Source organism: Legionella sp. PATHC032 (assembly GCF_026191185.1).
Classification (GTDB): domain Bacteria; phylum Pseudomonadota; class Gammaproteobacteria; order Legionellales; family Legionellaceae; genus Legionella.
On the sequence record NZ_JAPHOV010000001.1, the window covers coordinates 2901804 to 2915663 of the forward strand.

Below are 13860 nucleotides of genomic sequence, written 5' to 3' on the forward strand. Positions count from 1 at the left end.
ATTTTTCGTAAGTCCTGACCTATGGCAGCTAATAAAATGATCCCACAATAAGGGAGCTATTGGATCGCGAATGAGCTGCCTGTGTTATATTCGCAATCCATCAAATTATCTCAACTCACTAAGGGATTGTTATTTGTCTGTAAGTATAATTTGGCCAAATGATAGGAAGCGTAATCAGTAATATGTCCTGAATCGCGAAACACAGGAATACCATTGATATCTACCTTGCACACCCCGGACGGACACTGAGCCAGTCGTGGGTCAATAATGACCAGTGTCTTGTATTTTCTTTGCATTTTTACAAACAAATTATCGAGCCAAATCTGTTCACTGACATCGAGGTTAAAATCACAACGCTTGGGATTGTATTTTTTATGCAGCTTGATATGTTCAAAAAAACAATTGTAAGGATTTCCCTTGGACAGTGCTATGGATTTGATTAATACAGGTTTCGCTCCTGAAGTGACAATAAGCTCCAGAGCTTTATCCAAGGCTTTTTCAATGCGCTTTAAAGAAAGCTCTTGAGATCGATTATCATTCAATTGATTAATAACTCTATCACCCAAATAACCGTTCCAGTTTTGCCCTAAAATAACATAATCATAATGATTGCTTTTAATCATATTAAAATAATGATCCGTTTGATCATGACATTCCTGGTAAATCTTATTTTTAATATTCCAATCAAATTGATATATACCTGGTAAAGCAAGACACGCAACCGTTGCATGAGCCAAAATGGATACATTGGCCTCCTTTGCCAACGTATCCATAAATCCCCAATGCTGATTGGAATAAGAATCACCTATCATAAAGCCGGTTCGACTATCCGAGTTTTTTGCTCCCAGAACGCACTGAGGGTTGACTTCGGTATTTTTGCGTTCCAGACATAAAGGTCTCTGTGGATTTTTGTACTTGTTTAATTCCGCATAAACCCGTGTTGCTTCATTGAAACGATGAGGATAACCCGCATTCTTTTTAATCAGATAATCACTCAAGTGAGTGACAAAAACCGGCATAATCAATAAACAAACCACAGTATAGCTGAACCGGATACGATGCAATTTCCTTGCTGGTTTTTCAATAAATCGCCAGGAAAGATAAGCGATAATCAATATCAATCCAAAAGTAACCAACAGGACCAAGTTGGATTCTTTAATATTTAAATAGCGTATTAAAGCCAATACAGGCCAATGCCAAATGTATAAGGAATAGGAAATTAATCCTATGAACACCAGAGGTCTTAATGAAAGAGCATAAGTTACGATGGGTTGCGGTTCTTGTTCTCCTGCGGCAATCAGTATGGCCGTTGCAAGGCATAAAATTAAAGTATACCAATTGGGGAAACCTATATTAATGTCATGATGCATTGCAATATAAAATAGCGTCAGAACAGCCAAAATTGTTATGAAATTTAATACATATTTATTGACTAAAAAACGTTTACTACCTGAAGCTGAAGCAACGCAGGAACCAATTAAAAACTCAAAGATACGACTGGAAAATTGATAATACGTTTTTGCAGGATTACTCCAAGAGTAATACATGGATAATGCGAAAAAAACGATGGTTAATAAATAGATTATCTTGATTCGATATTGCGGGCTGGCCAATCGATAAAGCAAATAGAGTCCAAGCGGCAAAATAAAATAACATTGCCATTCTACGGATAAAGACCACATATGCAAAAGAGGCAATTGATTACTATCCGGAGAAAAATAATCGCTCGTTACATTTTTAAAAAACACATTCGACGTAAAAATAGACGTTTTACGAGCGCTTTTACTAAAGAGCATTAAGTCATCAGGCAGGTAATAAAACAGGGTAACCAAGCTAGTGACAACAATCAAACAAATAAAAACAGGCTGTAATCTCCATAATCGCCTGCTGTAAAAGTCCATAAAAGAAAAACAATTATTTTGCAAAGATTTTTCAATGATACTTGTAATGAGAAATCCTGAAATAACAAAGAAAACATCAACCCCAATAAAACCCGACGGGAAAAGGCTTAAGCCCCCATGAAAAAATAAAACAAATAAAATAGCAATTGCTCTTAAGCCATCAATATCTGAGCGATAGTTCACACTACAATTTCCATAAAATGATAATTGATTAATACTAATTACATGTACACCCAAGCACTTTATTGGTGCGCAAAGGCTTACAAATTGGGAAACTCAGAGTTATATCACAATAATCTTCTTTTAGTGAGCACTATTTTACTGTGGTTCATTCATCAATTGTTCAATGTAGCGTCTGCAAGTTAACGGTTTATATAAATAATTAATTAAATAGCGAGTTCCGCCAGTTCCTGTGATTATCAAAGTGCCATAACTTAAAATACTGCCTAAAATGGATTGACGTATATCAATCGTTTCAATTTTATTCAGGGGGATATCCACTGTTTGCCTTACTATGATACCGGTACGTAAAATAACTTGCTTCCTTTTTATGGTAATAGAAGAAAAATGATAGGTTACCCAGGTAATCAATATCCAAACCAGTGCAAAAAATCCTAGAAAAAGACAAACTTCACGCAACTGGATGATATAAATATAAATTGCCATCACTAAACCCAATCCGACGAAAGGACCAAAAAATATGATCCAATGTAATCTGGTAAAATAAATGACATTACTTTCTGTAGTATTTTCAGCCATTGATCACCTTTATAGACCTCAAAAAAATATGATATTGCACTTAACGTTAATTTGCTATTCTATACATAAATCAACTTACTTTTCGATAGTCTAACTCTTTAATAGATACCTAACAATTAAGACAACAGTTATGAAATCAATCAGTCAATGCCTAAATAAGCAACTCAGCACAATTTGCCAGCATTCTATGCAGCTGGAAGAATTATCTCTTAAAATTTCTGAGTTTCTTCCTTCCCATTTAACTTCTAAATGTCAAGTAGGCAGTTTTAATAAAGGGAGTTTGGTTTTAACCACAACCAATGCTGCTTTTGCTTCCGAAATACGCTATTTACTTCCTGAATTGCGGGATAAATTGAGAAAAGAAGCTGGGCTTTATCAGCTGTCTTCAATTAAAATTACCATTATTGCTCCCTCCTCTCCAATGGAAAACCCTACACCAAAGAAATCTCTTACTCTGTCTGAAAAAGCCAAGGCTACCATTATTAGTGAAAGTCAACACTGTACTTATGAGCCACTGAAAAAAGCATTACTGCATTTAGCTCAAAGTGAATAACTCATCAACCATCTCATTTGTATTCTGAATTTTTTTTCACTATAATGCTCAAATATTAAACCATTCTGTTAGAGCTTACTATGCCTAAAATAAATAACATTGTTAATGGAAAAGACATAACTGCCCACTATCTGACTGAACCCAACAAAGAATTTAAAATCTATCGTTATAATAATGAAGTTTATGCTGTTCGTTTTGAGAATGATGAACCAGTAGATTATGTTTCAATGTGGAAAAGTCACAAGAATGAGCATACACAGAACAGTAAAATTATGGAGAGTACTGAAAGGGACTATAAGGAGCTTGGAAAAGGAGAACAAGGAACGGTATATGAGAAAACAGAAGATAAGGCTATGAAAGTATCTCGAGGCAGACATCCAAGAGAGTTTTATGAAGAAATTAACCTCCATATTTTAGAACAGCAATTTTTCCTTAAATATCATGGCATTCAAGAGCACTTCGTTCTAGGACTATGGAATATCAAGAATGAAGAAAACATGTATTTCTATATGCCTAAAATCAATGCCATCCCTATTAACAAAAAAATCGACCAGCCCAAAATCGAGGAATTTATTCTTGCGCTTAAAGAACTTAATGATGCAGGGTACTGGCATCCTGATTTGGCGAATAATCCTTACCATATTAGCCCACAAAATCTGATTGCAACAAAAGAAACGGTGAAAACCATTGATCTTGATAGTGGTTTTCGATATGACAACGGCAGAGTTGATGATCTAAGCAGGAAGTTTCTTGTTTATGGTAAAGATCAATGGCTATATGTCTATAATTTCATCTATCCACCCACCGATGAGGAGGATAACAGAATTGATTGGAGAGTCCCTATAGAGAAATGGTATGAAAATAACAAAAGCCAATCATTATCGGATAATCCTGATGCTTTGCTTAGATTTTATCATGAGGGACTTGTATCATTACCCAAAAAACTTGTCCATGATCTGCATGAAACAATATTAGAAGTGTTATCTCAGGATAAAAAGTTTAAAAAACATTCGCATGAAGTCGATGTGAATCGATTTTTTAGCCCGAAAAGACAAGAAATATATGAGGGTCTAAAGGGGGATGGACTGAAGAGAGTGATTCTCAAAGAACTTAGAGACTCTTTAGCAGACATAAGAACCATGGAACAATTGGAGGAAAAAAAATTAGAATTTTTGGCTTCCCCAGAAATGCAAATTCTTGCTGAAGGTCAGGATAAGACCACAAAAAAACTGAACTTAAAAACCAGTTCTCGCAAAAAGGTGATGGTAATATTTAAAGAGGCAGAAGAGCGAATATTGAACAGTCCTGACCTAAGTATTTAGAGTGGGGTATTTAAATTGTGTGAATAACTTATTTGCAGATTTATCACTTTTGGACAAATTTTTTCAAGCAAAGCGCCCTTGAGAACCTCCCCATAAAAATTGTCTCTTATTATTTTCTTCTTCGGTAATATTTCTTTTGAGGGTACGCTCATCATCGATATTGGCTTTCAATCGATAAAAATGCATTATAATCAAATTAATACAATATATTTTAAATCCTGCTTAACATGATCATGCTGAAACAAATTGTACTAACCGGGCTTATTATTATAGGTATTGTCATTACGCTAATGTACTTATTTCAGCGTCATCTCATTTATTTCCCTAACAGGCATACCCCAAAGTTGGAAGATTACAATGCATCAGATATGAAAATAGTTTCCTTGCATACAAAAGATAATTTACATTTAAAATCCTGGTACAAACCTGCGAGCAAGAATCGCCCTACAATACTCTATTTGCACGGGAATGCTGGCCATATTGGTTACAGAATGCCTTTGGTGCGTGAATTTATTGCTGCTGGTTTAGGAGTATTTTTATTAGAATACCGTGGCTATGGAGGTAATCCAGGCAAACCTAGCGAGAAAGGTCTTTATGAAGATGGAGAGAGAGCCATCGAATTTTTAATTCAACATGGAGTGCCATCAAAGAGCGTAATTTTATATGGAGAATCCATAGGTACCGGAGTAGCAACTCATCTTGCCACAAAATACCCGGTTTGTGGGGTTATACTTCAATCACCCTTTACATCATTAACAAGGCTTGCCCAGTATCACTACCCATTGAACTTCCTTAAACCCTGGGATCAATATAATTCACTTGCTCGTATGAAAAAAATTCATGTCCCTCTTCTGGTTTTGCATGGAAAATTGGATCAGATAGTGCCGTATCAAGAAGGCTTAAACGTTTTTAATGAAGCCAATGAACCTAAAAAAATGCTTTCTTTTGACAACAAAGAACATAATGATTTGTGGAGCGCCAATAATTTTTCGAGGGAAATTATTCAATTTGCTTTAAACCAGTGTTTCTAACCTCTCCTTAAAGCATTTTATTGTTAAAGCAATGACTAATTTGTTACATTTATTACTGATCAATGTCAGAAAAAGCCATTGAAAACCTCCTTTCAACCCATTCCTTATTGAGGTATTGAAAGCAATCTTGCAGATAATCGGTCAATTCATCTTCATCCAGGACATGCTCAAAACCAACAGGTTCAACGTCATGATGAAAATATTCACCGAAGTACTTCATGGAAAAATCAACGTAATCCCGAGTATGCAAAATAAAAGAATGCCACATCTCATCGAGGCTCAATAATGGTCCAAAAAGATAGGTTTTTTTACCCCGCAACCTTCTTTGCTTATTAAGCCACATCCAGGCTAATAAATCCGCAAAGAGGATTAGCCCTTCTCGCATGGAATACTCTGGATGAGAATGGCAAAAATGAGTAACTATTTTTTCATTTTTATAGTGAAGTAATTCTGAAAGAGTAAAATTCATTAGCGCCCGCAGCAAGTTTTTTTATTACTTGGTTTCTGAGTAATGAATCTAATTATTCTACAAATCATTTCTTCTTTAGCCATAAGTGTCTCTTATTGTTAAAATCAATCAAGTTTAACCCAATGTTTGTAAAGGGCGCAACTGAATGTTTTTATTTTCATCAATCAGTATCATATGTTGTGGTGGCACATCTTCCCATCCTTCATCCAAATCATTTAGCCTTTCAGATGAAACAACAACGTAAGCTGGATTACCTTCTTCTTTTATCCATAAACCTTGAGTAGATAATACATACCCAATCAGATAATGCAGCGTCAAAGGTTTTTTCTTCTCATGGCTGCAATAGCGGGTAGCGATAATCTTTTTACCATTTGTAAGGCAAATATTAAAATAGGAAGGTCCACTACGACCAAATTGTCCTATTACTTCCAATATCTTGTTAATAGTTTCTTGCAACACATCAGCAGCCACCGATAATTGATTAATATCTCTTCCTTTTGCTAATTGCAAAAACAAACCAAACAAATGTTCCGAGTCTGTTTGGCCTTTAACCCAATGGTAAATATCATCATCTAATAAATGCCTTATATGCCTTTTCACATCAATAAAATCATTAATTTCCCCATTATGCATTAACATCCAGTCACCATAAATAAAGGGATGGCAGTTGTAATTGGTTACTCCTCCCGCACTGGCAGATCGAACATGGGCAAAAAAGCAAGGAGACTGAATTTTTGCTGTTAAATGCAAAAGATTTCTATCGTTCCAGGCTGGATAAACGGAGGTAAACAAAGCAGGATCAGAGCTAACTTCCGGTGAATACCATCCCAAACCAAAACCATCTCCATTGGTTCGATATTTGGTTTCGCGTGCATGCAGACTCTGCATGATGATTGAATTCTTAGGTCTTACCAACACATTTTCCAATAGCGTAGGGCGTCCCAAATAAGCAACGAATCGACACATAACAGCCTCCCTCATTGAGTGATTCGAATAGCAACCTCTAATTAATTAACTAACTTCCAACTTTCTATTACTCATATCCCTAAATCTGTAATCCATTCGGCTGTCATTGCACGTTTTTATAAGGTACCCGGAATCGCTGCAAATCAACTCACTTTACCATATGATGCAACGATTCTTACTTATCATAGGGCTACCATTTGGAATATTAAATGCCTCTTGAAATTGAGGGATATTGGCCAAGCTACCATTGACTCTGTATACAGCAGGCGGATGTGGATCTGTTGTCACTTGATTACGAAGTTGCTCCGGCCTGACATTCATCGCCCAAACATGAGCTGCTCCCAAGAAAAATTGTTGATCAGGGGTAATTCCCTCTATGGTTTTGGCATTCTTGTACTCATTTGACCGCTGAAACGCTTTATAAGCCAAGATCATTCCGCCTAAATCTGCGGTTGCTTCACCGACAACCAATTGTCCTTGTACATGCAGATCACCATCTACGACATATTTTGAGAACTGCTCAGCAATGCATTGCGTCGCTTTCTTGAATTTTGATAAATCATTAGGAGCCCACCAATTCTTCAAATTTCCGTAACCATCAAATTGAGCACCTTGATCATCAAATCCATGAGTCATTTCATGACCTATAACATACCCTATTGCTCCATAATTTATGGCAGCCGGCGCCTTTGGATCAAAAAAAGGAGATTGCAATATACCCGCCGGTATATTGAGGTTATTCATTGATGGATCATAATAGGCGTTGATAGTTTGAGGTGTCATCGCCCATTCACTTCTATCTACGGGCTTACCAATTTTATCGAGATCGCGATTGATCAGGAATTCGTTTGCTCGGATAACATTCAATACGTAGGGGCCACGATCTATTTTCAAGCTGGAATAATCCCACCATTTGGATGGATAACCAACTCGGTCTTCCATTAAATCCAGTTTTTTCAATGCGGCATCACGTGTCTTGGGCGACATCCAGCTTAAAGTTTTTATATCTTCTTGTAGTACAGTTCTGATATTTTTTAATATATCCAAGACCTTTTGTTTGGATTCTGGAGAAAAATACTTCTCTACATACAATTCTCCAATTGCAAATCCCAATGCAGCATTTTCAGTGTTCACGACTCGTTTCCACCTTGGCAATAGTTTTTGTGTGCCAGTTAATGCAGAAACCATCTTAAAATTCTGATCAACAAAGGGTTTGGACAAGTAGGGAGCGAATGCATCTATCAAATGCCAGCGTAGATAAATTTTCCATTCATCCAAGCTAACGGACTGCAATAACTCATTCATCGTTTTGAAAAAACCAGGCATAGCAAAATTGATCTTTTTAATTTCGCCCTGCCCCCTGGCAATCAAGTATTGAGACCAAGAAAAGTTAGGAGTCATTTTATCCAATTCAGCAATGGTCATCATATGATAAATGGCGTGTGGATCACGTTGCTCGACTTGTGACATGGATGCTTTAGCCAATTGAGTTTCAATATCCATTACAGTTTTAGCTTCTTTTGCCGCCATTTCAGAACTATCGCCCAATAGCTCAAACATTTTAGTAAGATGGTTAACGTAAGCCTCTCTTACCTGTTTAAATTTAGCTTCTTTTTTAAGATAATAATCTCTGTCTGGAAGCCCCAATCCTCCTTGCATAACAGCACCTATCATGGAGGTACTGTCCTTAAAATCTTGCATGCTGCCAAAATTAAACAAGGCCCCTACACCTATTTTGTGCAGGCGAACAATTTCAGCCTGTAAATCGTTCTGATTCTTCATTGCCTCTATTTTAGTGAATTCTGGTTGCAAAGGCGTGATGCCTGATTTATTAATACTATCAACATCCATTCCACTAAAATAAAAATCCCCTACTTTCTGCTCAATACTTCCGGCTTTGGCGTGAATATTCTTCGATGCGTTGATTAACATCTGATGAATAATATTTTGTACTTTCTCATTAACGACATGAAAGCTTCCCCAGGAAGCATAGTCAGCTGGTATTGGGTTATCTTTTTTCCAATTGCCATTAGCATAGGTATAAAAATCCACAGCAGGTGATACAGTGGTATCACGCCAGTCAAGATGAAGAAGATCGTTTGTATTATTATTTGAGAGGTTGGAATGCGAAGAAAATAGCGTAAAACTGGATAACATCGTAAAAATACATGTTGCAATTTTTAATTTCATCCTGATATTCCTCTTGATTTAATCCGTATATAAATTTCTAAAGAAAGAAACTGCTTAGACTATTATACTTAGTATAGATAATGCCTTTAAAATGATAATAGTGAAAACGGATATTCTCACTACATGGATGTGATGTATTCCTGTCAGGCTTCAACAGGATAAAATTCAGGGTGAACCGCAGGCAGATAATTTTCTGTATCAAAGTAGGTGTATTCCCAAGCATCCTGCCTAACCATTAATTCACGCAACAATCTGTTATTCAATTCGTGACCAGATTTATACCCTTCAAATGCGCCAATTAAGCTGGAACCCAATAAATAAAGATCACCAATAGCGTCTAATACTTTGTGAGTGACAAATTCTGATTCAAAGCGGAGACCATCTTCATTAAGAACACGATAATCATCTACAACAATAGCATTATCTAAGCTACCACCTTTTGCCAGATCACATTCTCTCAATTTTTCATAATCTGAAAGAAAACCAAAAGTTCTCGCTCTACAAACTTCTTTGACATACGATGTTCCAGAAAAATCAAAGCTCACTGTTTGTGGTCTATCATTAAAAACCGGATGCTCAAAACCTATGGTAAATGTTATTTTATATCCTTTATGAGGGAGGAACTGAACATACTTTCCATTGTCTTCGACTCGTATAGGCTTAAGAATTCGGATATATCTTTTTGCTGCATTCTGCTCTCGGATACCCGCTGATTGAATTAAAAATACAAATGGTGCGGCGCTTCCATCCATAATTGGAATCTCTGGAGCATTAACATCTATATATGCGTTATCAATACCTAACCCAGCCAGGGCAGATAATAAATGCTCCACTGTTGCAATTTTCACCTTGCCATGATGAAGAGTAGTACAAAGCATAGTATCCCCAACGTATTCGTAGGAGGCAGGTATTTCGACAACAGGTGACAAATCGACGCGTCTAAAAACGATACCCGTGTTTACAGGGGCTGGTCTTAAGGTTAAAAGCACTTTCTCACCGGAATGTAATCCAACACCAGTAGCCTGGATTACCTTTTTAGGAGTTCTTTGTTTTATCATTCAGTGCTCACCTTTCTCTCTTATATTTATTTTGCACGCAAAAACCTTAAGATCTTAGCAACAATTTATTGATTAGTCTAATTTTTTTAATTTCACTTAATGCGATTTTGGAAACCAAACACAAAAATTGCAAAAAATAACGATACGAATCAATTCGTGAGATATTCAAGAAAGAATGTTTGCATCCATCAAATACATCCATGTTTTCAAAACACATCCTCTCTCAAGATATCCCATTTAAAATGCTTCTATGCTTCTTCTTGTCTACGTAAAAATGCCGGTATATCCAGGTAATCCACATCAGGAACATTCTCACTACCATTATTGGTTTGCTTTGTCGCTGTTGTTGCAGTACCAGTCTGAGCTTGCTTACGAATCACCGCAGGTCGCTCCAGTTGTTGGTAATCAAGAGAACCATCGCTTCTTGTAGTTTCAACCAAACGTGCTCTGAGAGGTTGTTGTGGCTGTTGCTGACGCTGTCTATTATCACCTAAACCAGTCACAATCACGGTTACTCTCATCTCATCTGTCATTTCAGGATCAATAACAGTTCCTACAACTACAGTGGCATCATCAGAAATAAATTCTTTAACCACGTCACCTACTTCTTCAAACTCACCAATAGACATATCAAGGCCAGCGGTGATATTCACTAATATTCCGCGAGCACCAGAGAAATTCACATCCTCCAATAAAGGAGACGCAATCGCTGCTTCTGCCGCTTGACGTGCTCTTTGCTCGCCAACTGCGCTTCCTGTTCCCATCATGGCCATTCCCATCTCGGACATCACAGTGCGAACATCTGCAAAATCAACATTAATCAAGCCAGGGCGAGTAATTAAATCAGAGATACCTTTCACAGCACCAAGCAACACATTGTTTGCAGCTTTAAATGCATTGAGCAAACTGATATTTTTTCCTAAAACACTTAATAATTTATTATTAGGAATAGTAATTAATGAATCCACGTGCTCAGCCAAACGTCGAATACCTTCCTCAGCAGCAAGCGCTCTTTGTTTTCCTTCAAAAGAAAATGGTTTAGTTACCACAGCGACCGTTAAAATACCTAGTTCCTTAGCAATTTCAGCAAAAACAGGAGCAGCTCCAGTCCCTGTTCCTCCACCCATTCCGGCTGTAATAAAGACCATATCCGCACCACTAAGAATCTCTTTAATGTGCTCTCTGTCTTCTTCTGCTGCTTCTCTTCCAATTTGTGGATTCGCACCTGCCCCTAAGCCCTTGGTCAGTGCATCACCCAATTGAATGTGGATTTTGGCACTAGATCCTCTCAAAGCTTGTGCATCGGTATTCGCACAAATAAACTCTACACCATCAATATTTTCAGCGACCATATGTTCGACAGCGTTACCACCGCCACCACCAACACCTACAACCTTGATGACAGCATTATTTTCTTGCTGGCTGCTTTCCATTAATTCAAACATAACCCTGTCTCCCCTAATGTGCTGCTTTTTTCTTATTAAATAAATTAAACAGTTTTGAACTTATCGCATTTTACACTTTACAAGACAAAAATCTGAATTTGTAGTCATGCAAAATATCATGCAACCCCATATCTCAATTTCTATCCATACCAAGAACATTTTAAGCATCATATCAGTGTTTTTACATGAAAAGCTAAAAATTTCCTTGAAACCATTCTTTCATGCGTGACCAAATGCTTTTACCACTATCATTCATTGCTGGCACATTATAGCCACTTTCATATTGCTGTTGAAAGCCATGAAGCAATAAACCGACCCCAGTTGCAAACGAAGGATTTTCTGTCGCTTCAGTCAAACCGGAGACATAATGCGCACATCCTTTTCTGACTGGCATTTCAAAACAAAGTTCAGCTAATTCAATTGCTCCTCTTACATTAGAAGCTCCACCAGTAAGAACAATACCAGCGGCCAAACGATCTTCAAATCCACTGCGACGTAATTCATTGCGTACCAAAGAAAATAATTCCTCGTATCGAGCTGAAACGACATCTGACAAAGCTTTAGCCGAGATTTTTCGCCCGGGCCTATCATTGACGCTGGTAACTTCTAACATTTGGTTTGGATTGGCTAATTCTGGTAATGCACAAGCATGATTGACCTTAATTGCTTCTGCTGCCTTGGTTGGCGTACGCAAGGCCATTGCAATATCATTTGTCACTTGATCACCTGCAATCGGTATAACTGAGGTATGCTGGATAGCGCCCTCACAAAATATCGCAATATCAGTAGTCCCGCCACCTATGTCAATTAAACAAACCCCAAGCTCTTTTTCATCCTCAGTAAGAACAGCATGGCTTGAAGCCAATTGTTCCAGAATGATATCAATTACTTCCAGACCACAGCGCCTGACACACTTCACAATATTTTGGGCAGCACTGACAGAACCAGTAACAATATGAACCCGAGATTCCAGTCTTACACCAGCCATACCTATTGGCTCACGAATACTGCCTTGATGATCAATGATAAATTCTTGTGGTAATATATGAAGTATCTTTTGATCAGCAGGGATTGCCACTGCCTTTGCTGCATCAATAACCCTTTCCACATCGGCTTGAGATACTTCCTGATCACGGATCGCCACAATACCATGGGAATTGAGGCTACGTATATGGCTCCCAGCAATACCTGCGTAAACCGTCCTCACCTCGCAGCCTGCCATTAATTCAGCTTCTTGTACAGCACGCTGGATTGAATTGACTGTGGTTTCTATATCAACTACAACTCCTCGCTTTAATCCGCGAGAGGGATGACGGCCAATACCTATAATTTCTATCGTTCCATCTGATGTTACTTCACCAATCAACGCAATAATTTTTGAAGTTCCAATATCCAACCCTGTGATAATATTTTTTTCTATTTTTTTAGCCATTATCGTCCCATTTGTTGTTTCCACTGCACTGCCATGCCACGTGGATAACGCAGGTCCACGCCAGCCAACTGATCTGCTTTTTCAGCAAAAACAGCAGGGTATGCTTTACAAAAACGCAGCAACCGCTCTTCTAACTCTTTCTTTCCTAAGTATATTTTTACACCATGATTAAGCAGCAACACCCAGGATTGATTATCTCTTAAATACAATCCTGCAGCATTTAAACCGTATGATGATAATATCTTACTCAATTTTTCATAAACTTGTAAGACTTCTAATTGCTGAGATTGCGGACCTTTTAATTTGGGAATATCCAAATCTGACGGAACAGAACCTTGATTGAATAATTTTCCATCCCTTGTCATTAGGGCATCACCCCAAATGGCCACAGGTTTTTTTTCAGTGAGTTTAATTTTCAACGTATCTGGCCAAACTCGTTCTACATAGGCCGTATCAATCCAACTCATGGAATTCAGTTCACTTTGCAATCCTTTTACTGATAATAAAAAGAAACTGGCATCCAGATATTTAGCTAACACATTCTCCAATTCTTTATGTGTTATATGTTCATACGTCGCTGCGACTTTGATAGTTGTAATTGGAAAACGCTCCGCATCGGCAAGATATAAATAGCCTAACCGACCCGCTAGCAGCAAAGCACTAAGAATTAACAAACCCATTATCGTTAAATAACGCAAGCCGACAGAGTTCACTTCCATAATTTAGTGTTCCCT

Annotated in this window: 13 protein-coding genes; 3 read left to right on the forward strand and 10 right to left on the reverse strand. The window is 37.6% G+C overall.

The window, feature by feature from the left end; all coding sequences use genetic code 11:
* Positions 1 to 110: 110 nt before the first annotated feature.
* Positions 111 to 2084, reverse strand: coding sequence for an acyltransferase family protein (locus tag OQJ02_RS12935; RefSeq protein WP_265719412.1), 1974 nt, complete (start codon positions 2082 to 2084; stop codon positions 111 to 113).
* A 135-nt stretch (positions 2085 to 2219) separates the two neighbouring features.
* Positions 2220 to 2660 (reverse strand): PH domain-containing protein, encoded by a 441-nt coding sequence (locus OQJ02_RS12940; RefSeq protein WP_265719413.1) that lies wholly within the window; start codon positions 2658 to 2660, stop codon positions 2220 to 2222.
* 130 nt (positions 2661 to 2790) lie between these two features.
* Between OQJ02_RS12940 and OQJ02_RS12945 the strand changes: the two genes are divergently transcribed.
* Positions 2791 to 3213 (forward strand): DUF721 domain-containing protein, encoded by a 423-nt coding sequence (locus tag OQJ02_RS12945; protein WP_265719414.1) that lies wholly within the window; start codon positions 2791 to 2793, stop codon positions 3211 to 3213.
* 80 nt (positions 3214 to 3293) lie between these two features.
* Positions 3294 to 4535 (forward strand): Dot/Icm T4SS effector, encoded by a 1242-nt coding sequence (locus tag OQJ02_RS12950; RefSeq protein ID WP_265719415.1) that lies wholly within the window; start codon positions 3294 to 3296, stop codon positions 4533 to 4535.
* A gap of 63 nt (positions 4536 to 4598) precedes the next feature.
* Here the strand turns inward: OQJ02_RS12950 and OQJ02_RS12955 are convergent, their stop codons facing one another.
* Positions 4599 to 4721 carry a hypothetical protein gene (locus OQJ02_RS12955; RefSeq protein ID WP_265719416.1) on the reverse strand — a complete coding sequence of 41 codons (123 nt, stop codon included), beginning with the start codon at positions 4719 to 4721 and terminating at the stop codon, positions 4599 to 4601.
* 47 nt (positions 4722 to 4768) lie between these two features.
* Between OQJ02_RS12955 and OQJ02_RS12960 the strand changes: the two genes are divergently transcribed.
* On the forward strand, positions 4769 to 5566 hold the full coding sequence (locus OQJ02_RS12960; RefSeq protein WP_265719417.1) for an alpha/beta hydrolase: 798 nt from the start codon (positions 4769 to 4771) through the stop codon (positions 5564 to 5566).
* Positions 5567 to 5618: 52 nt separating this feature from the next.
* Here OQJ02_RS12960 and OQJ02_RS12965 read toward each other — a convergent pair whose 3' ends face one another.
* The 7 genes from OQJ02_RS12965 to OQJ02_RS12995 form a co-directional block, all read right to left on the reverse strand.
* Positions 5619 to 6035 carry a hypothetical protein gene (locus OQJ02_RS12965; RefSeq protein ID WP_265719418.1) on the reverse strand — a complete coding sequence of 139 codons (417 nt, stop codon included), beginning with the start codon at positions 6033 to 6035 and terminating at the stop codon, positions 5619 to 5621.
* A 114-nt stretch (positions 6036 to 6149) separates the two neighbouring features.
* The gene (locus OQJ02_RS12970) at positions 6150 to 7001 is read right to left on the reverse strand and encodes a class II glutamine amidotransferase (protein ID WP_265719419.1); all 852 of its coding nucleotides are present in this window, start codon (positions 6999 to 7001) and stop codon (positions 6150 to 6152) included.
* Between the two features lie 153 nt (positions 7002 to 7154).
* Complete coding sequence (locus OQJ02_RS12975; protein ID WP_265719420.1) at positions 7155 to 9191, reverse strand: M13 family metallopeptidase; 2037 nt, start codon at positions 9189 to 9191, stop codon at positions 7155 to 7157.
* A gap of 143 nt (positions 9192 to 9334) precedes the next feature.
* Complete coding sequence (gene lpxC, locus OQJ02_RS12980) at positions 9335 to 10249, reverse strand: UDP-3-O-acyl-N-acetylglucosamine deacetylase (RefSeq protein WP_265719421.1); 915 nt, start codon at positions 10247 to 10249, stop codon at positions 9335 to 9337.
* A 248-nt stretch (positions 10250 to 10497) separates the two neighbouring features.
* Complete coding sequence (gene ftsZ / locus OQJ02_RS12985) at positions 10498 to 11694, reverse strand: cell division protein FtsZ (RefSeq protein WP_265719422.1); 1197 nt, start codon at positions 11692 to 11694, stop codon at positions 10498 to 10500.
* Between the two features lie 193 nt (positions 11695 to 11887).
* Positions 11888 to 13126, reverse strand: coding sequence for a cell division protein FtsA (gene ftsA, locus OQJ02_RS12990; RefSeq protein WP_265719423.1), 1239 nt, complete (start codon positions 13124 to 13126; stop codon positions 11888 to 11890).
* On the reverse strand, positions 13126 to 13845 hold the full coding sequence (locus OQJ02_RS12995; RefSeq protein ID WP_265719424.1) for a cell division protein FtsQ/DivIB: 720 nt from the start codon (positions 13843 to 13845) through the stop codon (positions 13126 to 13128). Before OQJ02_RS12995 ends, ftsA begins: the two co-directional genes overlap by 1 nt.
* Positions 13846 to 13860 lie beyond the last annotated feature (15 nt).